22 protein-coding genes and 1 tRNA gene are annotated in these 26,479 nt (G+C 34.2%); 8 read left to right on the forward strand and 15 right to left on the reverse strand.

What is annotated here, in order from left to right; translation table 11 throughout:
* Positions 1-41: 41 nt before the first annotated feature.
* From CG11_RS11950 to CG11_RS11965, 4 genes are all read right to left on the reverse strand, one after another.
* Positions 42-695: a DUF4272 domain-containing protein gene (locus tag CG11_RS11950; RefSeq protein ID WP_052596495.1), complete on the reverse strand. Its 654-nt coding sequence runs from the start codon at positions 693-695 to the stop codon at positions 42-44.
* 182 nt (positions 696-877) lie between these two features.
* Positions 878-1,732, reverse strand: a complete 855-nt coding sequence (locus CG11_RS11955; protein ID WP_052596498.1) for a phosphatidate cytidylyltransferase — start codon at positions 1,730-1,732, stop codon at positions 878-880.
* 15 nt (positions 1,733-1,747) lie between these two features.
* Complete coding sequence (locus CG11_RS11960; RefSeq protein ID WP_052596500.1) at positions 1,748-2,653, reverse strand: CPBP family intramembrane glutamic endopeptidase; 906 nt, start codon at positions 2,651-2,653, stop codon at positions 1,748-1,750.
* Positions 2,637-3,845, reverse strand: coding sequence for an aspartate aminotransferase family protein (locus CG11_RS11965; protein WP_052596502.1), 1,209 nt, complete (start codon positions 3,843-3,845; stop codon positions 2,637-2,639). Before CG11_RS11965 ends, CG11_RS11960 begins: the two co-directional genes overlap by 17 nt.
* Before the next feature lie 103 nt (positions 3,846-3,948).
* Here CG11_RS11965 and CG11_RS11970 point away from each other — a divergent pair, with 103 nt between their 5' ends.
* The gene (locus CG11_RS11970) at positions 3,949-4,905 is read left to right on the forward strand and encodes a homoserine kinase (RefSeq protein ID WP_052596505.1); all 957 of its coding nucleotides are present in this window, start codon (positions 3,949-3,951) and stop codon (positions 4,903-4,905) included.
* An 87-nt stretch (positions 4,906-4,992) separates the two neighbouring features.
* Here the strand turns inward: CG11_RS11970 and CG11_RS11975 are convergent, their stop codons facing one another.
* Entirely contained in the window at positions 4,993-5,502 is a 510-nt protein-coding gene (locus CG11_RS11975) for a DUF6702 family protein (RefSeq protein WP_156039751.1), read from the reverse strand.
* A gap of 173 nt (positions 5,503-5,675) precedes the next feature.
* On the opposite strand from CG11_RS11975, the gene CG11_RS11980 reads away from it, so the two are divergent.
* Entirely contained in the window at positions 5,676-6,329 is a 654-nt protein-coding gene (locus tag CG11_RS11980) for a HupE/UreJ family protein (RefSeq protein WP_052596508.1), read from the forward strand.
* Between the two features lie 33 nt (positions 6,330-6,362).
* Positions 6,363-8,630, forward strand: a complete 2,268-nt coding sequence (locus tag CG11_RS11985) for a M1 family metallopeptidase (protein ID WP_052596510.1) — start codon at positions 6,363-6,365, stop codon at positions 8,628-8,630.
* 69 nt (positions 8,631-8,699) lie between these two features.
* Here the strand turns inward: CG11_RS11985 and CG11_RS11990 are convergent.
* From CG11_RS11990 to CG11_RS12005, 4 genes are all read right to left on the reverse strand, one after another.
* Positions 8,700-8,773: transfer RNA gene (locus CG11_RS11990), tRNA-Thr, on the reverse strand.
* Between the two features lie 135 nt (positions 8,774-8,908).
* Positions 8,909-9,787, reverse strand: a complete 879-nt coding sequence (locus CG11_RS11995; protein ID WP_052596512.1) for a hypothetical protein — start codon at positions 9,785-9,787, stop codon at positions 8,909-8,911.
* 118 nt (positions 9,788-9,905) lie between these two features.
* Entirely contained in the window at positions 9,906-10,622 is a 717-nt protein-coding gene (locus CG11_RS12000; RefSeq protein WP_052596513.1) for a LytTR family DNA-binding domain-containing protein, read from the reverse strand.
* Entirely contained in the window at positions 10,597-11,661 is a 1,065-nt protein-coding gene (locus tag CG11_RS12005; RefSeq protein ID WP_052596515.1) for a sensor histidine kinase, read from the reverse strand. The genes CG11_RS12000 and CG11_RS12005 overlap by 26 nt, the downstream gene beginning before the upstream one ends.
* A gap of 530 nt (positions 11,662-12,191) precedes the next feature.
* Between CG11_RS12005 and CG11_RS12010 the strand changes: the two genes are divergently transcribed.
* Both CG11_RS12010 and CG11_RS12015 read left to right on the forward strand, forming a co-directional pair.
* Positions 12,192-14,513, forward strand: coding sequence for a TonB-dependent receptor (locus tag CG11_RS12010; RefSeq protein ID WP_052596516.1), 2,322 nt, complete (start codon positions 12,192-12,194; stop codon positions 14,511-14,513).
* 106 nt (positions 14,514-14,619) lie between these two features.
* A complete protein-coding gene (locus tag CG11_RS12015; protein WP_052596518.1) occupies positions 14,620-15,435 on the forward strand; it encodes a DUF4249 domain-containing protein in 816 nt (271 codons plus the stop codon).
* A 54-nt stretch (positions 15,436-15,489) separates the two neighbouring features.
* Here CG11_RS12015 and CG11_RS12020 read toward each other — a convergent pair whose 3' ends face one another.
* From CG11_RS12020 to CG11_RS12030, 3 genes are all read right to left on the reverse strand, one after another.
* The gene (locus tag CG11_RS12020) at positions 15,490-15,936 is read right to left on the reverse strand and encodes a hypothetical protein (protein WP_052596519.1); all 447 of its coding nucleotides are present in this window, start codon (positions 15,934-15,936) and stop codon (positions 15,490-15,492) included.
* 195 nt (positions 15,937-16,131) lie between these two features.
* Entirely contained in the window at positions 16,132-16,743 is a 612-nt protein-coding gene (locus CG11_RS12025) for a hypothetical protein (RefSeq protein WP_052596521.1), read from the reverse strand.
* 130 nt (positions 16,744-16,873) lie between these two features.
* Positions 16,874-17,449 carry an RNA polymerase sigma factor gene (locus CG11_RS12030; protein WP_052596522.1) on the reverse strand — a complete coding sequence of 192 codons (576 nt, stop codon included), beginning with the start codon at positions 17,447-17,449 and terminating at the stop codon, positions 16,874-16,876.
* 410 nt (positions 17,450-17,859) lie between these two features.
* Between CG11_RS12030 and CG11_RS12035 the strand changes: the two genes are divergently transcribed.
* The gene (locus tag CG11_RS12035; RefSeq protein ID WP_081909538.1) at positions 17,860-19,155 is read left to right on the forward strand and encodes a GNAT family N-acetyltransferase; all 1,296 of its coding nucleotides are present in this window, start codon (positions 17,860-17,862) and stop codon (positions 19,153-19,155) included.
* Positions 19,156-19,262: 107 nt separating this feature from the next.
* Here the strand turns inward: CG11_RS12035 and CG11_RS12040 are convergent, their stop codons facing one another.
* The 3 genes from CG11_RS12040 to CG11_RS12050 form a co-directional block, all read right to left on the reverse strand.
* Entirely contained in the window at positions 19,263-19,796 is a 534-nt protein-coding gene (locus tag CG11_RS12040) for a hypothetical protein (RefSeq protein WP_156039752.1), read from the reverse strand.
* Between the two features lie 84 nt (positions 19,797-19,880).
* The gene (locus CG11_RS12045; protein WP_052596526.1) at positions 19,881-20,942 is read right to left on the reverse strand and encodes a C2 family cysteine protease; all 1,062 of its coding nucleotides are present in this window, start codon (positions 20,940-20,942) and stop codon (positions 19,881-19,883) included.
* Positions 20,943-20,985: 43 nt separating this feature from the next.
* A complete protein-coding gene (locus CG11_RS12050; RefSeq protein ID WP_052596528.1) occupies positions 20,986-21,867 on the reverse strand; it encodes a hypothetical protein in 882 nt (293 codons plus the stop codon).
* A 413-nt stretch (positions 21,868-22,280) separates the two neighbouring features.
* On the opposite strand from CG11_RS12050, the gene ileS reads away from it, so the two are divergent.
* Both ileS and CG11_RS12060 read left to right on the forward strand, forming a co-directional pair.
* Positions 22,281-25,664: an isoleucine--tRNA ligase gene (gene ileS / locus CG11_RS12055; RefSeq protein WP_052596529.1), complete on the forward strand. Its 3,384-nt coding sequence runs from the start codon at positions 22,281-22,283 to the stop codon at positions 25,662-25,664.
* A gap of 222 nt (positions 25,665-25,886) precedes the next feature.
* Entirely contained in the window at positions 25,887-26,441 is a 555-nt protein-coding gene (locus CG11_RS12060; protein WP_052596531.1) for a TetR/AcrR family transcriptional regulator, read from the forward strand.
* The last annotated feature ends 38 nt before the right edge of the window (positions 26,442-26,479 follow it).

Below are 26,479 nucleotides of genomic sequence, written 5' to 3' on the forward strand. Positions count from 1 at the left end.
CAAAACACTAGCTATGATATGAGTAGGACACACTTTTTTATCTACGTATCTAAAGAAATCTCATTCCATTCAAACTCTGAATAACATATAAATTCAAGCGTTTTCCTTCTTTCCATTATTATATCAAGGTCTACAAAATCTGATTGTTTACCTTTTAATTTTATACTTCTAGCATACCAATGTGCTCTGTAAAACTTATCAAGCATTTCGAAGATTGTTATGTCCTGCCTAAGTCTATATTTTTGTATAAATACTAGAGCTAACTCACCGTCTTGAATATTAGGAAGCATGGATGCTAGAGAATCTTCAACGCCTGTATTTAAAGTAAGATTCTCATGTAGATTTCCAGCCCAAGCAAAAGCCCAAACAGCTTCAATATACCAATAAAGATCAATCTGATCTTGCTCTGGCAGATCCTCATAATTTGTATGTAGGTACTTTGTTTCTTTATTTGTAAGCTTCCCAATTAAATTATTTTTCTCAATCCAATCTTCAATAGTTTTAATCGGAGCTCCTAGATGTAATTGAAATAAGGCCAAAGACACCATCATTCTTTCTGCAACGTCCTTAGATCTTCTAAAATTGGCTTTATCCAATATAGGCAACCCCATACTAACCTTTACCCCTATAGAAATCAATTCTTTAGTATTATTTTCTTTTATTTTATAAGGATTTATTTTCTTTTTGAACCACATATAATATTTAGATTTCGGCTCTTCACTCAGTCACAACAATATAATAATCAAACAACTAAAGTTTTAGTGTTTTTTTTCATTATCCATTATATCATAATATAACTTCTAATTTAAACAAGGGCAAACATATTAATTTTTCCTTTCAAAAAGACGAAAGGAAATTAGCAGAGAAGTAGATAAACCTACCAAACATTAAAATAAATAATCAGATAAGTATAAGCAAAAGGAATAACAAATATAAACGCATCAAAACGATCCAAGAAACCTCCGTGTCCAGGCAATAAATTACCAGAATCTTTAATGCCTAAACTTCGTTTGAACATCGATTCTACCAAGTCGCCCAATATTCCAAAAAAAGTACAAATGCAAGCTAATCCAATCCAGAATGGCATAGGCAAGTTGAGAGGCACAAACACCAAAGAACACAAATAACCAGTCAAAATAGCTCCTGCTACGCCGCTAAATGTACCTTCCCAAGTCTTGTTAGGAGAAATACGTGGAAACATCTTATTCTTGCCAATTTTTGAACCTAAAAGGTATGCAAAAACATCACTTGCCCAAACCATAAATAAGATGGCTAGTATAAATTGGTTGCCAACACCTCCTAGTTGAGAAATCGGGGAACTACAAATCCAAATTAATAGGGAAAAAGGTAGTCCAATATACAATACCCCTAAAGCAGTATAAGCTAAATTGTGAAAGGGTCTTAGAGATTTTCCAAATAACTCAAACAAGAACAAGGAAAAAGCAATAGCAGGAAATAAATACAACAATCGAATTGCTTCGTCATAGCCTCCATGATACTTTAATGCCGCTAAAAGTGGAAAACAACTTCCTATAAAAATAAAACTTATCGTTCTAATCCAATTGACAACAACTGTCCCATCCTTCGTCAAAACATGTCCTCCAAACTCCCAAAGACAAAGTACTGTAATCAATAAAAATAGAAGGGTGCAACTAAGAGGATGAAAGATACATCCTCCTATCATTACAGCACCAAATGTAAGTCCTGTAATTGTTCTAGTTTTTAAACTCATTAAAATTATTATTATTTAATTTATTTTAATATATTTATATTCTTGGTTTATTTTCTTAAAAATAGCTAAAAATAGAAGAAATATCAAACTACTAATTCCCGCTAACAAAAAAGGTACTGACTCTATGTCATTAATGTTTCCCGCTAGATTAGGAGAAAAATAGGGTATTATAACCTGGAAACTATTAAAAAATACATGAACAAGCACTGTTATCCATAAATTTCCTGTAAAAATAAGCAAATAACAGAATATTACTCCTAAAAGGAACCTTGGAACAAATCCTTCTAATTGAAAGTGCATTAAAGAAAAAATAAATCCTGTCAAAATAGCTCCATAATGAATATTCTGAGTCCACAAGGTTAATAAACGCTGCAATATTCCTCGAAATAAGAACTCCTCTCCAATTCCAGCAGCTAAGCCTAGCAATAATAAATTTAGGATTAAATCCTTGGGAGTATTCATTTCTAAGAAAGCACTTTGTATATCTAGTTTTTCTTGAGAGATGATACTATCTGGCAATAACTGCGTATTCCAATAATAAATAAAAGAAATAAAGGGATATATGGATGCTACCAAAAGAAGACTCCAAAATATATTTTTAATCATTGGAGTTTTATTCGCATAAACAATTTTTAAAGCATTCTTTTTATGGTATAAAAAAATAAAAACCAGTGCAGGAATTAAATATTGAAATAAATGAACAATCAATTGCAGAACTTTTAAAGTATCTAAATACTCTAAGTACTCCCCTTTTGCAATTCCATTTAAAATTTTAGAGAAATCTGGCAATCCAAATAATGCAGCTAATAATTGAACAACAATCATCCCTACTACATAAAATCCAAACCAAATAAATAAGAATAAAAAAGTCTCATTTTTTAGCTGCTCCCTTCGATCAATATAATTATTTTCCATTCTCATTTTCACATACTTTATCAATAGCAGCTGTCAAGATAGAACAAGCTTTTATTATTTCATCTTCTGTAATTGTTAAAGGAGGAGCAATTCTCACAGCTTCTGCATTGAATAAAAACCAATCTGTTATCAAACCATTTTTAAGGCATTCGTGAATAACACCCAAAACTTGATCAAAAGAACTTAATTGTACTGCCATTAATAAACCAGCACTTCGAACATCTAAAATAGCCTCATGTTGCAACATTTTTCTAAACAAAGCTTCTTTTTCAAATACTTGTTCTACAATGTCCTTTTGTTCTGTCAATATTTTTAAAGAAGCCAATCCTGCTGCACAGCAAACAGGATGCCCACCGAAAGTTGTAATATGTCCCAAAAATGGATTATTGGTCAATGAATCCATTATTTCTTTTGAAGAGATAAAAGCACCTAATGGCATTCCTCCTCCAAATGCTTTTGCCAATAATAAAATATCTGGCACAATTCCATATTGCTCAAAAGCAAATAAGGTTCCTGTTCGACCACACCCCACTTGAATTTCATCCAAAATTAATAAAGCTCCAACTTCAGTACATCGCTCTCTTACTTTTTTTAAATAATCATTAGAAGGACGCATCACTCCTATTTCGGCACGAACAGTTTCCATAATAACACAAGCTGTATGTTCATCTATTGCTTGCAGATCTTCTATATTATTGAATTCTATATGGTGTATTTCTGGCAATAAAGGTCTGAAAGGCGCCGTGAAAAAAGATTCGCTCATCAAACTCAAGGAACCATTTGTTGATCCATGATAAGCTTTTTTGCAAGAAATTATTTTAGGGCGACCAGTATATCGTTTGGCCAATTTTAATGCTCCTTCAGTGGCTTCTGTTCCCGAATTAACAAAGTAGGTACAATTCAAATTATCGGGCAAGTGCTTTTGCAATAAGTTAGCCAGTTGAACTTGTGGTGACAAAATAAATTCCCCATAAACTAATGTATGCAAATATTGATTGGTTTGTTTTTGTATGGCATCAACAATCTGGGGGTGGCTATGCCCCAAGCTACTCACACTAATTCCTGCAATTAAATCAATATAAGATTTCCCCTCTTTATCATACAAATAAATACCTTTTCCTTTTTCTATTTCCAAAGCCAAAGGAGCATCACTTGTTTGAGCCACATGATTTAAAAACATTTGACGTTGTGTTATCATTTTTTTATTTTAAATTTGTGCTGAAATTTTGTTTTAGATATAAGGCAAATTTAAACAAATTAATTCTACATCTCTGCAATTATATATATTCCTTACAAAGATTATGAAATTCAAATCAAATTTTAAAGTTATAGCACCTGCTACTATTGCTAATTTAGGTTGCGGATTAGACACCTTAGGCTTAGCATTAAGTGCTCCTTGTGATGAAATTATTGTCAAACCCAATACAGAATCGGGCATTCATATTTCGTCTATACTAAACAACAAAACTAAAATTCCTCTAACAACAGACCAAAACGCAGCTGGTGTTTCTGCACAATTGGTTTTGGATCATCTCAAAAATAATTTTGATTTAGATTCTAACGCTGGGTTGGATTTAACCTTAAACAAAAAAATAGGCGTAGGCTATGGTTTAGGTTCTAGCAGCGCAAGTGCTGTAGCTGGGGCCTATGCTGTAAACGAAGCATTTGGTTCTCGGCTCTCAAAGAGGGAACTAATTCCTTTTATTATAAAAGGTGAAGAAGTGGCAGAAGGAAGGCAGCGAATCAACAGCCTTATTCCTTCTCTACTTGGAGGTATTATATTAACAAGAGATCATCAGAATGTAGATTTCCATCGTCTTCCATTAATAAAAGGATTGCATATTGTTGTTATTTATGCTCGCAATCAGAGGTTAACTCAGCGCCAAGTTAGAAATAACTTAACGCATAAAACAGACATAGACAATGCCATTCAACAATCGGCTAACTTAGGAGCATTTGTACAAGCTTTGTATACGACCAATCTTGATTTACTATCCAATACATTAACCGACTATATTGCTGAAAAACATTGGTGTGATCTTGTTCCTTTTTTCAAAGAATTAAAAACAGCAGCATTAGAGCATGGGGCTCTTGGAGCAGGTCTAGCAGGTACAGGTTCGGGTGTTTTTGCTTTATGCAAAAATAGTTTAGAAGCAGAAAAGGTAGCTAATTCTCTAGAGCATATTTATTCATCTAAGAAAATTCGAAATACGGTTATTTTATCTCAAATAGACCACGAAGGAGTACGCATTGCATAATGTTCCACGTGGAACATCTCAACCCAAACGAAACAAAAAAGGACAATGTTCCACGTGGAACATTGTCCTTTTTTGTACATATTTTGCTTACTTCAAAACAACTTGCTCATGTCCTTTGCTAGTAACTTTTCTAATGTAAGTCCCCTCTCCTGAATCTCGAAACTTAATATGATTTTGTTGACCATTATTGAAATCAATGAGGATGTTATTTTTTAATACCAGTGACTTTAAACGATTAACTTTAGGAACTTGTATCAACACCCACATAGCAAAGAAATCATCTTTTATTAGTCTTCTATTGACATATTCAAAATCCGTATTCTTCCCATTTATTTCAATTTCAAAATGAGTTTTTAAGTATTCTATAATATACTCTGTGGCTTTAGCATGCTCTCTATCTGTTCCTATTTCGACATCTTCTCCCTTCTTAGCACTAAGCACTTTTTCTAGATCATCACTAAATATTTTGATAGCAATTTCCAGTCTTTTTTCTTCTTTGTTATAATCAATTTCTGATGTAGAAACATAAATAGGGTGCGCAAAAAAAGACATTAAAGTCATTGTTAGCAACACTAAAAGAATGTATATTTTTTTCATTATAAACTATATTTACCTAACGTATATTAACTGAATTAATCTTATTAAAACAGAGGTTTATCTAAGTAGTCATTTATTTAGTACAAGAAAACTTCAAAGCATCTTTTTTAAGAAATTTAGTTTGTATTTTTAGTTCATTATTTCACGTTTAAAACATTATTAAAAGCATAAAGATGAATGATTTTATTTTTTTCTTTAAGCAAGGACTGAGCCATATTTCTGATTTAGGAGCTTATGATCACATCCTTTTTATAGCTGCTTTAGCTGCAGCTTACACAATAAGAAATGCCAAAAAACTTATACTTTTGGTTACAGCATTTACTATTGGTCACTCTATTGCACTAGCTCTAGCGACATTAGAACTTGTTAAAATCAATAGCAGTCTAATTGAGTTTCTAATTCCTGTCACGATCATTGCAACTTGTTTAATTACTATTTTTAGAAAAAAAGATCAACTTCAAACAAATACGGAAACAACAAAGATAGAAGATTCTGTTCAAAAAGGAATGTTCCACGTAGAACAAAGTACTTTAAACTACATCATAATAACAGCTTTTGGGATTATACATGGCTTGGGGTTTTCCAACTATTTGCGTTTTATTTTATCAAAAAACGAATCTCTGTTCACTCCTCTCCTAGCATTTAACATAGGGTTAGAAGTTGGTCAAATTTTAATCTTGGCTATCGCTTTAATAATAAATTTTGTACTTTTGAAGTATGCAAAAATCCCACAAAAATATTTACCAATCATTCTTTCTGTAATAATTATAGCTATTACTATTCCAATTCTTTGGGAGACTGGACAAGCTTTATTTTTACAAGATTAATTTTATAACAACAATCAGATAAAACAACAAATCATGCTAAAAAAATTTCTTTTTGGTTTGCTTGGTATGAGTATTCTGTTTAGCACAAATGCTCAGAATTCAAATCAAGGCGCTACGAAGTTTCAGCAATTGTATCAAGAGTTACCAACACCTAATACCTATAGAAATGCGGCAGGTGCACCTGGTCATGAGTATTGGCAGCAACGCGCCGATTATGATATGAAAATCGAAATTGATGATGAAAAGCAACGTATTTTAGGTGAAGAAACCATTACTTATTATAATAATTCACCAGATGCCTTAACATATCTTTGGGTTCAATTGGATCAAAATGTCCGAGCCAAAGATTCTGATTCTCACAAAACACGCCCAGGAAAAGTCTATTCCGAAATGGGGTATAGAGAAATAAAATCTGCTTGGCACAATGATTTTGATGGTGGTTTTAAGATAGAAAAAGTCACGAACAAAAAAGGTAATCCATTAAAATACACGATCAATAAGACTATGATGCGTATTGACTTGGAGCAACCTTTAAAACCCAAGGGCAATTTATCTTTTAACATCAAGTGGTGGTATAACGTAAATGATGGTGGTAATTATGGTGGTCGTTCTGGATATGAATATTTCCCAGAAGAAGACAACTACATGTATCACATTGCTCAGTTCTATCCTAGAATGTGTTCTTATAATGAAACAGATGGATGGCAAAACAAGCAATTTTTAGGTCGTGGTGAATTTACTCTTTCTTTTGGTGATTTTAAAGTTGCTATTACAGCACCTGCTGATCATACTGTTGGTGCAACTGGTGTTTTACAAAACAGCAAAGAGGTGCTTACAACAACACAACTAGAGCGATTAGAAAAATCTAAGAAGTCCGATAAGCCTCTTATGATTATATCACAAGAAGAAGCTGAAAAAATTGAAAAAGGAAAGGTAAAGGAAAAGAAAACTTGGGTCTTTAAAGCAGAGAATGTCCGTGATTTTGGTTTCTGTTCTTCTCGTAAATTTATCTGGGATGCTCAAGGCGTGCCTTTTGGTGACCGTACGGTCATGGCAATGTCGTATTATCCCAAAGAAGGAAATCCTCTTTGGGAAAAATACTCTACTCGAGCAATTGTTCACACTTTAAAAGTTTATTCTAGACATACTTTTGACTATCCATACCCTACTGCAATTTCTACTCATGCAAACTTTACAGGAATGGAATATCCTATGATTTGCTTTAACTTTGGAAGACCTCGCCCAGATGGCACCTATTCTGAACGCTTAAAGTATCGTATGATTGGTGTTATCATTCACGAAGTAGGTCACAACTACTTTCCTATGATTGTTAATTCAGATGAACGCCAATGGACTTGGATGGACGAAGGGTTAAATACGTTTTTACAATATATAACTGAAACAGAGTGGGAGCGTGATTTTCCATCAAGAAGAGGACCTGCTGCTAATATTGTAGATTATATGCGTGGAGACAAAAATAATATTGTTCCAATTATGTCTAATTCGGAGTCTATCTTGCAATTTGGAAATAATGCTTATGGGAAACCTGCAACTGCTTTGAATATTTTGAGAGAGACGATTATGGGCAGAGAATTGTTTGACCATGCGTTCAAAGAATATGCCAACCGTTGGAAATTCAAGCACCCCTCTCCTGCTGATTTTTTCCGTACAATGGAAGACGCTTCTGGAGTTGATTTAGATTGGTTCTGGCGAGGATGGTTCTATACAACAGACCATGTTGATATTTCTATAGATGGTGTCAAATGGTTTCAACTAAACAGCCACGATACAGAAAAAGAAATCATGGTTCAGAAAAAGTGGGATGCTAAAGCTCCTCGTGGTATTTCTGAGATTAGAAACAATGATCAGAAAGCAGTAAAAGAAACCTTGATGGAGAAATACCCTGAACTAAGAGATAAATACAACGACCGTGATAAATACAGAGTATCTGAACGTGACAAAAAGCTGAACGAACAATATATTGCTGGTTTGAGTAAAGAAGAAAAAGAATTAATTGATGGAGCTTACAATTATTACGAGGTTGCTTTTAGCAATGTAGGTGGTTTGGTTATGCCAATCATTTTGGAAATGAAATATACAGATGGAACTTCTGAAGTTATTCATATTCCTGCCGAAATTTGGAAGCAGCGCGCTGATAAGGTGTCAAAAGTTTTTGTAAGCAAAAAAGAACTTGAAGAAATCATCTTAGATCCTTATTTAGAAACAGCAGATACTGATCGTAATAACAATTACTATCCTGCTAGAAGACAACCCACACGCTTTGAATTGTATCAAAGATAAGCTTAGCAAATTAAGCTGTCACAATAAAAAAAAGTCTGTTCCACGAGGAACAGACTTTTAATTTTTTAGAGCCGATGGAGGGACTCGAACCCACGACCTGCTGATTACAAATCAGCTGCTCTAGCCAGCTGAGCTACATCGGCAAAAAATTCTTATTTGCATTTCAGCGATTGCAAAACTACAATCTTTTTTTTTATTTCCAAATAAAAACATTAAATACTTCTTGAGCAACTAAAAAAAAACAGCAAACAACACATAATGAACTAATAATCAATTAATTAAACTAGGAATAAAAAATAAAAAATCAACCCATTAATTAACAAACCAATAACAGTTGACAATAAAGAACTCAATGCCAACAGGTTAGATTGCTCAATTCTTCCAAAACGATCAATTTTAGGGGCTGCTCCCATCGCATCATACACGATATTTAGCTCAGGATTCTTTTTATCATAAAGAATTTTTTCTGCTTCTTCGTCCTCTACTTGTGCTGTCAAATGGGTTTTGCAAGTAGCTATATAAAGCTTATTATTGGCATAAAACTCAAATTCATAAGCATAGACCGTTTCTTCATTAATACTAGTATTGGTGGCTTTATAACTCTTCATTTTCCCTCTTGTAAACATTCCATTTTTTAATAACCTCAATGCTTTTATATTTTCTTTGAATCCAAAGAATAAAAATCCAAAGCCAATAGCAGGAAAAATAAGCACTAAAAAGAGGACCCACCCAGGAAAAATTTCAGTCCTCATTCCGACAATTCTAGAACGTAGATGATTTCCCGATTTGTATTCAACTGCTACTATCTGTCCTTCTTTTTCTCCTCCAAATACAGCACTAGAGGTACCGAGTAACGATTGACCGTTGGCATTATAAGAAAATACATATTCATAGATAATTTGATCGTTCACTTCTGTGGATGTCTCATTAATTTCTAATAACAAACCTTCTGTTTCTTTCCATTCTCCGTCAAAACTAAACCAATGTATGGCACTAGATTGCCCTCCAAAAACTAAGAGAAAAATCATTCCAAACCAAAAGAAAATAGAGCCAAATTGAATGGAAAAACCACCAAACAACACATTGATACAAGTAAGTGGGCTCAAGTAGCGAGGTGGCTGTTCTCGCAATGTTTCCTGACCTAATATAGTTTTCATTCTTTCATGTGTTTTATTAATTATTCTTTATATCAACTCAATAATAGTTAGTACACTCCTATTCATGCTTTTTGCGAATTATTAAAATTAAACCTCTGTAGATTTATTTCCCTAGCCTTTAAAAAATTTGGTTGACAATCGTTCGCTTATAGGAATAACCAATAGGAATGTACTTATCTCCTACTGCCAATTGATTACCAAACATATTTGACACTTTATTTTTATTAACAATATAAGATTTATGTACCCTCAAAAAAGCATCTTGAGGCAATCGAGTTTCTAAAGACTTCAAAGAAGCATGAATAACTAGTTTTTGTACTTCTGTATAAAATACCACATATTCTTTCATTCCTTCTATATATAGAATGTCATTTAATTGGACTTTGTGAAGCTTTTGATTCGATTTTAGTGCTATATAGTCTTTTTCTGTAGAAATACTCTTAGAAGGCAAATTTTGGTGTTTGTATTCCATCCATTGTTTGTGCTCCAAAACTTTTTGGATTCCTTTTAAGAAACGATCAAAGCTAATTGGCTTTAACATATAATCAACAACGTCCAACTCAAATCCTTCTATAGCATATTCCTGATAAGCTGTAGTGAAGATAACCAGTGGTTGTTTTCCCGTAATACATCTCAGCAACTCAGTTCCCTTCAAGTCTGGCATTTGAATATCTAACAACAACAAATCCACTGATTGTTCTTGAATAATGCTTAAAGCATCCAAGGGACTTTTGCAAGCACCAATTAACTCTAAGTCTGGTACTTTAGAAAGGTATTTTTTTAATAATTCTCTTGCAGGTTGTTCGTCATCAATGATTAGACAAGTTATACTCATTACTTATTTTTAAGGTAATCTCAAATACATCTCTATCCTTATTAATCGTTAGCTGATGCCGATTAGGATAGTTTAAAGTCAATCTTTTTTTTACATTTTTTAATCCTATTCCAGAAGCGGTGTCTTTCATTTGATTGCTATTACCTATAGAATTAAGGCATTTAAATACTAGCTCCTTGGAATTAGTGTGTAGTTCAATCCGTATCCAACCTCCTTGCCATATATTCCCATGTTTAAATGCGTTCTCCACAAAAGAAATTAGCAACATAGGAGCTATTTTAACTTGGGTTATATTTCCCTCTACTCGAAACTCGATCTGCTCCAAGGCATCTTCTTTTAACTCTTGTAAATCAATATAGTTATCAATATACTCAATTTCACGGACTAAAGATACTTCGTCCGTATCACAATCATATAGCGTATAACGCAGTAAGCCAGATAATTTATGGATAGAATCAGCAACGTTGCTTTCTTCAAGTACTGCTTGTGCATAAATATTATTCAGTGCATTGAACAAAAAATGTGGGTTAATTTGCATTCGTAACAACTTAACTTCTGCTTGTACTTTTTCGTGTTCCAATGCCCACATACGCTGCTGTAATGACTTTTCTTGTTCTGCGTAAAAATAAAGAATGCTGATAAAAAATACATTCAAGCCACTCAAACTAATTCGTCCAGTCCACAGATATTCTACCTTTGGAATAGACTTCGAATACTCTATGGCACTAAATTCAATTGGTGATGTCCAATACCCTGATTGGAAAGCATAACGAAACACCCAATAAGTTAAACCAGCCCATATTGTTATAAAAATTATGCTTCCGAAAGTAAACCATAAATACCTCTTTTTGGCAAATGTCAATGGCATCAAGACATAGTAATTTCCATAAAAAATAACAAAATGAACAACAACCATAAATAAGGAGACTTCTGCCCCATTTTGAATCGTTCCCCAATTGTCATGTGCAACAGAGAATAACAAAAGGAAATACGCTACCCAAACTAGAATCTCTTTATATTTTTTTTTTATAAAATTCATTTAGAGGAGAATCATTCGTTAATGTTGAGGAATTTTGCCTATTAATAGATGAAAAAAGCTAAGAAATAGAATTTATTTGTTTCTAGATAAAAAAAGTAAGACTTTTGCACCAAACCTATTTTGGGTTTTGCTTGTTTATGAAAATGTTATACTTCATAATACTCCATGTTTTTTTACTTTGTTAACGCAAAAACAAAAAAGCACCTTTGTATCAACTGCGAAGCACTTATGAAGTAATTTGATTATCAGCATTGTAGCACGTTGAACATTTAAAACATATTTCACTGACAATCATACCAATACAATTTCATCACAAAGTATTGACCTCAATAAAAATTCAAACAATCCATTAGTACTTAAGTATGAAATCACAATTAGTTTATAATATCTTTAAGAGACATAAATCCTAGATAAATCTGATTTAAACCAATTATAACTTCATACTTATCTGTAATGACTTTGAATGATTTATCCATTCATTTCTGATAATGGCTACTATTATAATCTCTATTTTTCAAATTAAAATTACTATGAAAATCTGGTTAACACTAATATTCTGCTGTCTGATTAATATTGGATGGCTTTCTGCACAAGGAGATAAAGCAACCCTTAGTGGCTATGTCAAAGATGCCGACTCTGGGGAGGAACTCATTGGGGCAACTATTGTTGTTGATGGCACTAGTCTTGGCACAGCTACAAATATATATGGTTTTTACTCTCTCACTTTGGACAAAGGAAAGTACAAATTAATTGTAAGCTACATTGGTTATCAAGCCCAAGAAATAGAAATTGATTTGCAAGAAAATGAAACCATGACACTAGAACTAGGAACCGGTGCCAAAGACATGGAAGAAATTGTTGTCAAGGCTGAAAAAGATGACGATGTAATGATGCAAGATGCAGGTGTTGGTACTACTAAAATTAATGTCAAAAAGCTAGAAACACTGCCTGTATTTATGGGCGAAAAAGATATCCTTAAAAGTATTCAGCTCCTGCCAGGTATTAGTGCTTCTAGTGAAGGTAGTACAGGACTGACTGTTCGAGGAGGGAAACCAGACCAAAACTTGATTTTGTTAGACGAAGCTGTTGTTTATAACCCTTCCCATTTTTTGGGCTTTTTCTCTGTTTTCAACTCTGATGCACTCAAAGATTTAACGGTTTACAAAGGAGGTATTCCTTCTCAATATGGCGGTCGTGCTTCTTCTGTTCTAGATATTTATATGAAAAATGGAAACAAGAAAAAATTTGGCTTATCTGGAGGATTAGGACTTATTTCATCTCGCCTAACATTTGAAGGACCAATTGTAAAAGACAAAGGCTCTTTTATTCTTTCTGGACGTGCGACTTACTTGGATCTATTACTAAAAGTATTTGACAACGAACGTTTTGGACAACTAGGACTCGGGTTTTGGGATTTAAATCTAAAAGCCAATTACAGTTTTGGAAAAAACGATAGAATTTTTGTTTCTGGATATGCAGGTCGAGATAACTTTAGTTTTGGAAATTTTGGTCTCAATTATGGAAATTATACCGCTACTGTCCGCTGGAATCACACTTTCAATGAAAAGCTATTTGCCAATACTTCTTTTTTCTTTAGTGATTATTACTATGGTTATAAAATTGGTCGTTCTGGCGATGACTTTACAATTGAAGCAGGAATTAGAGACTATGCATTAAAGCAAGACTATAGTTACTATTTAAATCCTAAAAATACCATTCGCTTTGGGTTTAATACTACCTATCACGAATTTCAACCTAGTCAATTACGCTCCTCCAATGATAACATCAATAGCTTAATTGCGGACAAAAAACATGCTATTGAAAGTGGAATTTATGCGGGACATGAAATTCAGTTTACCGACAAATTTAAAGCCGTTTATGGTCTAAGAGTTTCTCTTTTCAACCAAATTGGTCCTGGAGATATTTTTACTTTTGATGAGTCAAACAGAATAACTGATACAACGACTTACAAACCATTTGAGCACGTGCAAACTTATTGGGGGCTAGAGCCTCGCCTTGCTCTCACTTATCAGACCTTCCCTACAACTGCCTTTGAGTTCGGGTATCACAGAATTCATCAGTACGTGCATTTATTGAGCAATAGTACTGCTGCTGCTCCGAACGATATGTGGATACCAAGTACCAATAATGTAAAGCCTCAAATTGCGGATCAAGTTAGTTTAGGAGTCAAACAAAGCTTTTTCAAAAATAAGTTAACAATTGGCTTAGAAGGCTATTATAAATACCTACAAAATCAAGTTGATTATGAAAACGGCGCGGATATCTTGTTGAATACTAGGATTGAAAGCCAGATTCTAAACGGTGTTGGCTGGTCTTATGGCGCAGAACTATTGGTACAAGGTAAGATTGGAGATTTTAATGGCTGGGTTAGTTATACCTTATCCAAAACAGCTTATCAGTTCAAAGAAATCAACAGAGGCAACCCCTATCCTGCCAAACAAGATCGCACACATGATATTGCTATTGTGGGAACTTATGAATTAAAAAAACGTTGGGTTTTCTCACTTTCTTGGATTTATCAGACAGGAAATGCCGTTACATTCCCTAGTGCCAAATATGAAATTAATGGTCAAAAAGTAAGCTATTTTACCGAACGAAATGGCTACAGAATGCCTGCTGCTCATCGTTTGGATATTGCTGTTACGTTTAGAAACAAACCTACAAAAAAATTCCAGTCTAGCTTTACAGTTGGTATTTACAATGTTTATAACCAGTATAACCCATTCTCGATTGATTTTAGACCCAATGAAGCAGATCCAACTAAGACGGATGCCGTACAGTTAAGTTTGTTTGGAATTATTCCAACGGTAACTTGGAATTTTTCTTTTTAAACTATTTTAACAATTACCTAGTGGCTACTTTGTCTAGCATTTAACTGCTCGTAGTTGAGTGAATAAATGATGCAAAGTATGACTTATTGATATAAAAAACAAAACTATGAAGTTCAATATAATCATCAGCTTATTAGCACTTTACATCTTAACAACAAGTTGTGAAAAAATTATTGATGTTGATTTAAATGAGGCAAACCCTGCTCCTGTTTTTGAGGCTTATTTAGAAAATGACTCCACCTGCTACGTCAAAGCTACTTTAACTAGTAGTTATTACGACAACAGCACTTCTCCTGCAATCACGAATGCAACCATGACAATTACAGACCAAGCAGGTAATAGTGAAACGCTCACTCATAAAGGAGATGGTATTTATAAAGGGAATACTCTTATCGGAACCATTGGCAATACCTATACCTTGGATATTAATATCGACGGAAAGTTGTACACAGCTAGTTCTACAATGCCCCCTCTAACTCCTATAGATAGTTGCTCGGTCCAAGATAGAGGCAACTTATTTGGTGGCGGCGGCATTCCTGGACCTCCTAGATATTTTGTCTATGTCAACTATACAGATCCTGGTAATTTGACCAATTACTATGCGATACAAACTACTTATTATGACTCCGTAGAAGTCGGTTTCCGAACAGATTATAGAATAGCAGATGATGAATTAAGCAATGGAATTAGCACTCGTTCCTTTACAACATTTACGAGTTTTGAGCCAGGCGATACCCTTACCATTGAGTTGGCTTCTATCGATCAAGCTACCCATTTGTACTTCAAAACGTTAGAAGATGCTATTGCTGGAGCTGGTTTTGCTAGTGCCGCTCCTGCCAATCCAACTACCAATTTCTCTGAGGGAGCACTGGGATACTTTGGAGCTTGGAGTAAGGATAAAATTGAATTTATCGTTCCCTAACCATATAGAAAATAAAAAACTGCTGCACAAGGTTTTCGTGCAGCAGTTTTTTATTTATCCTTTTCGTCTCATTCCTTCTCTCCTTTCTTTTGTTCGTCGAAGCAACTCCCTTCTAAATCGATGTTCAGATTGTGTCAACTTAACAAGCTGCCGAATCGTAATCACTTCTTTAAATCGTTCGGCATAAGTACGATGCAATGCTAGTTTTTGTTCTTCAATTTTGATATGATTCTCTAACCAAACTTCCAACTCCTCATCAGACATACTGTCCACATCTAGACGTCTATTGTGACTTTTTTTTAGAGCTTTCAATTTTTCTTGTAACTCATTGTATAATGGCCAAAACCCCTGTGATTGCTTTGGTGTCAAGGCTAGTTCTTCAGTTATAAAAGCTACTTTTAAAGCTTGTATTCGTTCTTCTTTAGAACGATGCTCTTGAGCTTGCATTGTATTTATCAATAAGATAAATAATAACACTCCATAAAATATATTCTTTTTCATAATATTATTTTTTTCTGTATAAGTAATCCATGACCATACAATAATAACACAGCTAAATACTAGGACTAAATAGTTGCTAAGTCATTTTTAATAATAGCTCGTTGAAACCAGACAGTAGCAGCGAACCTAGCTTGCTGGCTCATGACCGCAGGGAGTAACTAAGCTAACTACTATTTTGATAGTCATTGTTAATACTTAAAATAAATCATCATCATTCAATTCTAGATCCTCTTCTGTTATATCCTCCAACAGATTTTCAACTTCTACCTGTTCTAATGCCTTATCCATAGATGATTTAACTGTTTCTACTGCCTTTTCTTCTGTACTAAGTTCGTTAGAAACAGTCAATTTCTCCTTTACCATATCTTGCTGAATATCCGCTACCTCTTCTACATCTAGCAAAGCAACAATGTCTTCCGTTTTAAAATCTTCAATATGATTATAGATATAAGAATCAATAGATCCATCTGCTAAAAGCCCCTCCATAACATCCGATTTAGTAGCAGTTTCTACAGGTTGTAGTACATAAATACTGCCAATAATAAGCAATGCACAAGTAGAGAAACCAATGGCATAATGTGGTTTAAAAAAGCGTTTAATTCCCTCCCAAAAAGAAAAAGCAAGGCGTTTTGGAGACTGCTGTTTTCCTTCTATAGCTTGCTCCTCCTCTATTCGATGCATTAAGCGATCTTCAAATTTATCAAAATAGTTAGCAGGCATAGAAAAACCTTCCTTTTTATCCTTTTTTAGTTCGGATAAAAACGGTGAAAGATCCTTTAGTTCTTTATCAATCTTATTCTTTTCCATGTTATTGATTATAATACTCCGTTGTTTTTTTAGTTTTTCTATGAACCAGCAGACTCACGAAGTAAAACCATAAAAAAATATCTCACATTAATTTAACTATCAATCATTTGCATTCCTTAATATTTCCAGTTCACGAGTCAATATTATTTCTCACATAAGCTTCTATTTTTTTTACAGCATGATGATAAGACGCTTTTAAACCACCAACCGAAGTACCCAATATGATTGAAATCTCATTATAGCTCAACTCATCATAGTACCTAAAAATAAAAACTTGTCGTTGTTTTTCTGGCAATTGTTTTAAGGCCTCTTGCAATAAAATAGTTGCTTGATTGCCATCAAAATATTTATCTGCTTCCAAACTACCTATCAAGCTCCCTTCCTCGTTATCCAAATCAACGGTTGCATACTTTTTTTTCTTCTTCAAAAATGTAAGTGCCTCATTTGTTGCAATGCGATACATCCACGTATACAGTTGAGCATCTCCCCTAAAGTTTTTAATCCCTCGATATGTTTTGATAAAGGTATTTTGCAAAACTTCATCGGCATCATCATGCAAATTTACCATTTGTCGAATGTGCCAATACAAACGCTCTTGGTAAGTTTGCACCAAGAATCGAAATCCTTTCTCAAAGCTTTCAGGTTTCCTTAACTGTGAAAGGATTTTTTTTTCTGTATCTTTGTTATGTTGTGAAGGTTCTAACAATTCTTATTTTTTAGTAAGCAGCTTTATCATATTAGTTCGTCTAAACATTCTATTAAAATGACTATCAATAGAATAATGTATATTTTCTTTTATAAAAAAACAAAACAAAAATTAGCGAACTATTATTATCAATGGCATTTATTCTATAGACTAGAATTTCAAACCAAGGTTTAATCCTTTTTCTGTTTTTTTAAAATTTAACATTTATTTTAGAGATTGATGACAACAAAAAGCCCCCAATTCAATGTTTAGTATCGTATACTAAAAAAAACCACTACTTTTGAAGCTATAATTCTGACTTAAAAAATGATAACTAATTGTTATTGTTTTAGAAATATAATTTTTTATATTTTATTTTATCAAAATAACGTAGCCCATTCATAAAAACGTATACCAATCAAACAACCGATATGTTCTACATGTTTTCTTCCAACAATGTTAGCAAACAGTTAATCAATGCTAACCAACAAAATGTCGAAGTTTATTCATTGCCTAAAAATACTGGTTATGCCATTCAAGTCAAAAATAGTATACAAGAAATAAAAGAAACTTGGGATAGTGTTGCCCCTAAAGACAATCTATTTCTACAAAGCACTTATTTACAAACACTTGAAAACTACCCTCCTGAAAAAATGAGTTTTAGGTATATTGTCTTTTACAAAGATAATTTGCCTATTGGAATTGCATATAATCAAATATTTAAACTAAATGTAGAAGACAGCCTACAACAGAACAATGAGGAAGAAAATACGAATAAATCGAATTGTTTGATCAGAGCATTTAGTAATGCTGTAAAAAAATGGTTTATCAAGCGAGCCGAATTTAACTTGTTGATTTGTGGCAACTTATTACTAACAGGCGAATATGGTTTCCACTTTAATATTCCTATCTCTGAACAGCAAACAGCTAGCTTGATTCAGGACTCATTGGATGCCCTGCAAAATATACTAGATAAAGAGCAAACAAAAGTTAGTGTACACTTACTAAAAGACTACAAAATAGAAGATTGCCAACCGCTAAAAGAACAACTTCAAAAGGAAACCTACCACCCATTTCTCATGCAGCCTAGTATGTACATGGATATGCGCCCTCATTGGGATAACTTTGATAGTTATTTAGGTGATATGAGTTCGAAATACAGAGTAAGAGCTAAGCGGGCTCGCAAGAAAGGAAAAGCTATTATAAAAAAAGAACTTAGTTTAGCTGAAATTGAGTTGCATGAAGATCGAATTTATGAGCTATACAAAATGATAGCTGATGGCGCTGGATTTAATGCCTTTTTATTACATAAGCAATATTTCACAGCACTAAAAAGAGATTTGGGAGACCAGTACAAACTAACAGCTTATTTTATTGATGATCAACTCATTGCTTTTTATACTGCCATTTTTAACTATCAAGAAATGGATGCACATTTCTTAGGCGTTGACGGAGCTTATAATAGAGAACACCAAGTTTATCTTAATATCTTATATGATTTGGTGAATAGAGCAATAGATGGTCAAGTTGAGCGCATTGACTTTGCTCGTACTGCGCTAGAAATCAAAAGCTCAGTAGGAGCTGTATCTCAAGATATGCTGTGCTTTTTTAAGCATAGAAGTACGCTATCTAGCAAAATATTGCAATTTGTATTTGACAGCCTAAATCCAAAAGAAGAATGGCAACCTCGTAGTCCGTTTAAGTCGGATGTGGTTTCTGTGGGGTAAGATTGAGAGCAAGAATATCTATAATTGCCCCCATTCACCTGCTTCTCTTTAGTAAAAAAGGCCATTAGACATTTTTGTCTAATGGCCTTTATTCAAATTGCAAAAAACTAATTGTTTTTAACTACAGTAACTTCTCCAAAAGGATCACCTTCTTCTACATTCGTTACCTCATACTCTACTCCATCTAATGTAAAAACACATCCAGTTCCAGCTGTTTGCCATTCTTTATTATTTGGTAATGATAAACTTGCCGCTGGTCCTTCTTTAGATGTTCCATCTGCCAATGTATAATCTCGTATCATTATATTAGAAAACATTACTTTATGTTCTCCAATCATACCTACGGTGCCTTCTGTAAAGGAAAAAATAGGTCTATGTATTTTTACAGTAACTTCTCCAAAAGGATCACCTTCTTCTACATTCGTTACCTCATATTCTACCCCATCTAATGTAAAAATACATCCAGTTCCAGCTGTTTGCCATTCTTTATTATTTGGTAACGATAAACTTGCCGCTGGTCCTTCTTTAGACGTTCCATCTGCCAATGTATAATCTTGTATCATTATATTAGAAAACATCACTTTATGTTCTCCAATCATACCTACGGTGCCTTCTGTAAAAGACCAAATTGATGAATTCATTTGTATATTGTTTTGGGTGGTTTGACTATTACAAGAATAAAAAAAAATTATAGTTAAAGCTAAAATTAAGAATTTCATAGCTGCTTATTTATCCTGTACACAAATATTCCTATAATATTTTTTATAATTTGCAAACGATAATGTAATATCTCCACGACCATCTCCATCTACAACTTCAGCATTCCAAGGATTTTGCAATGTAATATTTGATCCATCAAAAGCCAATACAAAATACTCATGACCTAATACAATATTCAGTCCTTGAGCTGCTATTTGTTTTTTATCCGCCTTTTTCCCTTTGTCTGGTCCTGGAATCGTTCCCGTAGTTATAGGTCGTTTATCCTTTAATGCACTAGTAATAACAGATTTTATCTTCTCATCCGAGAGGTTTTTGATCCACAAAGTAGATGCTTCTTTTCCTGTTAAAACTTCAATCCCTTCCTCTCCAAAACCACCTTTCAGTTTGTTATAACCATCATCTAATCCACTCACCCTAAGATCCCAATACTTTTCTTCTTTTCTTAGAATTGCATAAGCTTTTTCTAGCAACATAACCCACATTTCTACATCTCCAGCTTTAGCATAAATAGGGTTTCCATTTTTATCTACAAGAAACTCTGGAGTTATCGTAACTTTTTTGGCTTTACGAGAACTAAAAAGCGCACCATCAATATACATTGTAACCTCATAATTTCCTTTTGAATCAGGACCTTTGATTAGCTTCTTTAGTGCTGCTGGATTTGCTTTTGCTACAGCTCCGATTGCAGCCATAAAATAGCAGTCTCCCAATGCTCCTTGACTCACATCATTCCAATGTACATCTGTAGCATCTCCTTTGCCTTTTGTAAAAACATTAATAATTTGATTTAACTTTTGCTTGGTCACATCTTTATACACCCCTTTATCCCCTTTTTCTATATCAGGATTTACGCTATTATTAACTGATTTCTTCTCCGCTTTCTCTTTCAATGCAACAAGTTTTTTCTCCACTTTTTGGATAATACTCTGCATTTGATCTAGTTTTTTCTGTTCGTGCTCCTCTATTACACCATCAGCATTAAACATGTCACCATATTTGATCAATGTTTCTTTATAACTTTTTATTTCATCTTGAAGTTTTTGTATTTTTTCACTTTGAGTTGCCATCTTTATTTGTTTTTAGAATTAAAAGAATATTGCTTAGGAAGCATTAAATACCTAGCTTGCTAAGCATAGCTTCTAGCCGAGCACTCATCTTATCCATATTTTCATTCATTTTCTTTCTACGCTCTGGAGTTAATGCTTTAGGAGCATTTTCTCTCTCTTCGATGGCCTTTTTTAGTTGATCTAAATTATCTTTGAAGGTATTAATGGTCTTTTCTTCATCTTGATCAATAACCCCATCCGATTGCGCTTCATTAATTAATTTCTCTAAGGCATCTTCAAACTGAGCAACTTTCGCTAGCATTTTATCCACAGAAGCTGTTTCTTTGACAGAATCCATTTTGCTTACCCCGTCTTGCATTTTTTTGATGGCTTCTCCACGTCTTGCTTTTTTCTTAGCTAAGATTTGACTTGTTTGGTCTGTTTTGTCTTTAGGCTCATCAACTTTAGGTTCTTCTTTTTTCTCCTCTTTTGTAGGCTCTTTAGTATCGTCAGAGTTTTCGTTCCCTTTCACATCACCGCTATCGTCAGAAGCACCTGTTACTTTTAATTGTATTTTAAACGTCTTGTTAAACAGTTCGTCCCCTTCTGCTTTTATCAAATCTGCTGTCAATCCGCCTTTCAAGATATTTAATGTCATTTGTGGGCTACCATCGTCTGCCTTTCCATAAGTTGGTTCAACGAGAGCAGTATGTTTTAACAAATGAATACTTTTATCCTTTTTTACTTTTTCGTAGGCGCTTTTAGCTCCATCTTTTTTCGGAAAAGGTAAAAATACACAGCCTTTTTTTCTCCCTGTTAAATCAAACTTAATAAAGACTAGTCCGCCTTTAGCTTTCTTCAAAGCAGCAGGTTTGCAATACGTTTTTTTGTAAGCCTCAAACTTCGATTCTTTCAATGCTTTGAAATCAAATTCTTCTTTTGCCATTTGTTCTTAGTTTTTACTGGTAAATGATTTATAAATATGAATATTGTATACACGTATTTCCAATGAAAATTTCATTTCCTAGTCAATGTACATATTTTTTTTCTAAAAAACAAGCCTTTTTCAAAATTGAACATTAAGTTAATCCAATACATTTTTAATTGATTTAGGGAACTTTATGCGTCTTTTTTTGCTTTATTCAAGTCAATAGCTTACATTTGGAGCATAACAAGAAAACATGAATTGTCAATCTAAAAATATAATTATTAGCATTATTATTATCCAATCAGAACGTATCTGTCGGAGTTAATTTGCTATACAACTAATTAATGAAAGCTCTAACAGATAAAATTTGTTAGAGCTTTTTTTTATTTTTGCAAAATCATTTGGCTAATCTATTCGTATAAACTAATAATATCGTGAGTAAGTATCAAGAGTTTAAGAAATTAGACCTACCTCAAATAGACCAACAGATGTTGGATTTTTGGAAAGAAAATAAGGTCTTTGAAAAAAGTATGACAGAACGTGAAGGCTGTCCAAATTTTGTATTCTTTGAAGGACCTCCATCTGCCAATGGCAAACCTGGTATTCATCATGTTTTGGCGCGTTCTGTAAAAGATACTTTTTGCCGTTTTCAAACTATGAAAGGAAAACTAGTCCGACGCAAAGCTGGCTGGGACACCCATGGTCTTCCCATTGAATTGGCTGTTGAAAAAAAACTAGGAATTACCAAAGAGGATATCGGTAAAAAAATATCGGTTGATGACTACAACAGAGAGTGTAAGGAGACGGTCATGATGTACAAAGACATGTGGGATCATTTAACCCTCAAAATGGGGTATTGGGTCGATATGTCAGATCCTTATATCACTTACGAAAATAACTATATAGAGTCAGTTTGGTGGTTGCTACAAAAACTATACAAGGATGATTTAATTTACAAAGGTTATACGATACAACCCTACTCTCCTGCCGCAGGAACAGGGCTTAGCTCTCATGAGCTGAATCAGCCTGGCTGTTATAAAGATGTTTCGGACACAACGGTTGTTGCTCAATTTAAAGCCAAACCCAATTCAGTACTTCCAGATGATACTTACTTTATCGCTTGGACGACAACACCTTGGACCTTACCTTCTAATACAGCACTTTGTGTAGGACCTAAAATCGCTTATGTTTTAGTCCAAACCTTCAATCAGTATACAGGAGAAAAAATGCAAGTAGTTTTAGCCAAAGATTTGGTAAGCAAGCAATTTTCTGGAAAGTATGCCCCAGCTACAGATGACTTCAAGTTGGATGACTATACTGCTGGAGATAAAAAAATACCTTATTTAATCGTTCAAGAATTTGTTGGTACCGACTTGGTGGGCATCGAATACGAACAACTTTTGCCTTATGCACTACCTCACGAAAATCCAGAAAAAGCTTTCCGAGTGATTGCTGGAAACTTTGTAACCACTGCTGATGGTACAGGTATCGTGCATATTGCTCCTACATTTGGAGCTGATGATGCTTTTGTAGCCAAAGAAGCGGGTGTTCCGCCAATGCTGGTTATGAACGAAGACGAAGATTTGGTTCCTTTGGTTGATCTACAAGGCAAATTCAGACCAGAAATGGGAGAATTTGGTGGTATGTATGTCAAAAACGAATATTACAAAGCAGGGGAAGCTCCTGAAAAATCGGTCGATGTCCAATTAGCAATCAAGTTAAAGACAGAAAACAAAGCTTTTAAAGTAGAAAAATACAAGCACAGCTACCCACATTGTTGGCGTACAGACAAACCTGTTTTATACTATCCTTTGGATTCTTGGTTCGTTCGAGCGACGGCTAAAAAAGAGCGCATGTCAGAACTCAATAAAACCATTAACTGGAAGCCTAAAGCAACTGGTGAAAAGCGTTTTGGAGGATGGTTGGAGAATCTTCAAGATTGGAACCTCTCTCGTTCTCGCTATTGGGGAATACCATTGCCTATCTGGCGAACAGAAGATGGGAGCGAAGAAGTATGCATTGGCTCTTTAGAAGAATTGCAAGCAGGAATTGATGCTGCCAATGAACAACTAGGTTTGACTCAATCAATGCCCAAAGATTTGCACCGCCCTTACATCGACGATGTGGTGTTGGTAAGCAGCAAGGGTGAAAAAATGACGCGAGAAACAGACTTAATTGACGTTTGGTTTGACAGTGGTTCTATGCCTTATGCACAATGGCATTATCCTTTTGAAAATAAAGAATTGATTGATAATGCTTTGCAATCCAACTCTGGTGAAGTAGCTTACCCTGCGGATTTCATTGCAGAAGGAGTAGATCAGACTCGTGGTTGGTTCTATACCTTACATGCGATAGCAACCATGTGTTTTGATTCAGTTGCTTATAAAAATGTCGTTTCTAATGGCTTGGTTTTGGATAAAAATGGACAGAAAATGTCTAAATCTAAAGGAAATGCCGTAGAGCCATTTGAAACGCTCGACAAATATGGTGCAGATGCTACTCGTTGGTATATGCTTACCAATGCTCAACCTTGGGACAATTTAAAGTTTGATGAACTAGGTTTGGACGAAACACGTCGGAAGTTGTTTGGAACATTGTATAATACCTACAATTTCTTTGCTACTTATGCCAATGTTGATACTTATGATGGAACTAGTTTAGAGGGATTTGAATACGGCAAAGAAGTACCATTAACTCAAAGAGCAGAGATTGATCGTTGGATCATCTCCTTATTAAACTCTTTGGTCAAAGAAGTAGATGCTGATTTTGCCAACTATGAACCAACCAACGCTGGACGTAAGATTGCCGACTTTGTAGACCGCCATTTAAGCAACTGGTATGTTCGCTTGTGTCGCCGTCGTTTTTGGAAAGGAGAGAAGAACGAAGATAAATTAGCTGCCTACCAAACATTGTATACTTGTTTGGGAACCTTAGCAAAATTAATGGCTCCAATTGCTCCTTTCTTTTCTGATTGGTTGTATCAAAACTTGAATAACGTCACTCAAAAAGAGCCACATATCTCTGTTCATTTGGCATTCTTCCCAGAGGTACAAGAAGAAGCTATTGACAAAGATTTGGAGCAACGAATGAGCTATGCACAACGCATTACTTCTTTGGTGTTATCTTTGAGAAAGAAAGAGGCGATACGAGTACGCCAACCGTTGCAAAAAATCTTATTGCCTGTATTGGATAAAAATTTCCAAGCACAAGTAGAAGCAGTAGAAGACTTAATTCTTTCCGAATTGAATGTGAAAGAGTTTGAATATGTTTCTGATGCCTCAGGTATTATCAAAAAAGGAATCAAACCGAACTTTAAAACGCTAGGCAAACGCTTAGGTAAAAATATGAAAGCTGGAAAGGCTGCCATAGACGCCTTTACACAAGCAGATATTGCAACGCTTGAAAGGGAAGGAGTCTATACCTTAAATTTGGGGACTGAAACATTTGACTTAACTCTAGAAGATGTTACCATTACATCTGAAGATATCGAAGGGTGGATGGTTGCCAATGATGCAGAAATTACGGTGGCATTAGATGTAAAACTAACACCTGAATTAGAAGCAGAGGGAATGGCTCGCGAATTGGTTAATCGCATTCAGAATTTGCGAAAAGATAAAGAATTTGAGGTGACCGATCGCATCGTTTTAACCTTAGAAAATCATACGGCTTTAAATGATGCCTTGGCTCATTTCAAAGATTATATCTGCGCAGAAGTGTTGGCTACTGAATTAAACCTAGTGGATAATTTATCAACAGGAGATGAAGTAGAGTTAATTGATGCTATTAATTTGAAAATGAGTGTTGTGAAAAGCTAATCCATTGCCTTTCTAATTCATTTTTTAATAATCCCTCTTGTCTAAATAACGGATAAGAGGGATTTTTTCAAACTTGCATACACTAACGCAAAACACTCATAGACAAACATTTACACACTTTTTATTATTAGAACTAGCTAGAACTAATAATAATAATCGTAAAAAGGCCTTGATTTTTTAATTTTTTTATTTTAATTTTACCGTACGTTAAATAAAAGTCCTATGCCAAAAATAAAAACCTCAAAAGAAGAGTTGATAGAAAAGTCCTTAGCTATTTTTAAAACCAATGGTTATCCAGCAACAAGTATTTCTATGTTGGCCAAAGCCTGCGGGGTAGAAAAAGCGCATTTGTATTATTACTTTAAAAATAAGGAAGATTTGATGTTAGAAGTACTTCTTTACCTCAAACAACAAGCTTCTGATAATATTTTTAATATTGCTTATAATGAAAATTTAGAGTACTCAGATCGCTTAGAACAAGTTTTAAATGCTTTAAAAGACTTTTATAAGGAAGTTAAACTAGGATGCTTGATGACCAATACGATTCTGCAAACGCTCTATGAACGAACTGTTTTTAGTACCGTAGCGCAACAGTTTTGTTCTGAATTAATTGATTGTATTGCTCATTTGTATCAAGACCGATATAGTGCCAAATATGCTATCGGCAAAGCAGAACAGGCAGTTCAAGATATGTATGGCGGGCTAGTATTTGCTCAAATTTACAATGATGACACTTATCTTGATCGAGCGTTAAAAAGGATTAAAAAGAAAGTTTAAATTTTTTTACGTTGAGTTATTTTTAACTAACGTTCAAT

This window comes from Aureispira sp. CCB-QB1, assembly GCF_000724545.1.
Lineage (GTDB): Bacteria > Bacteroidota > Bacteroidia > Chitinophagales > Saprospiraceae > Aureispira.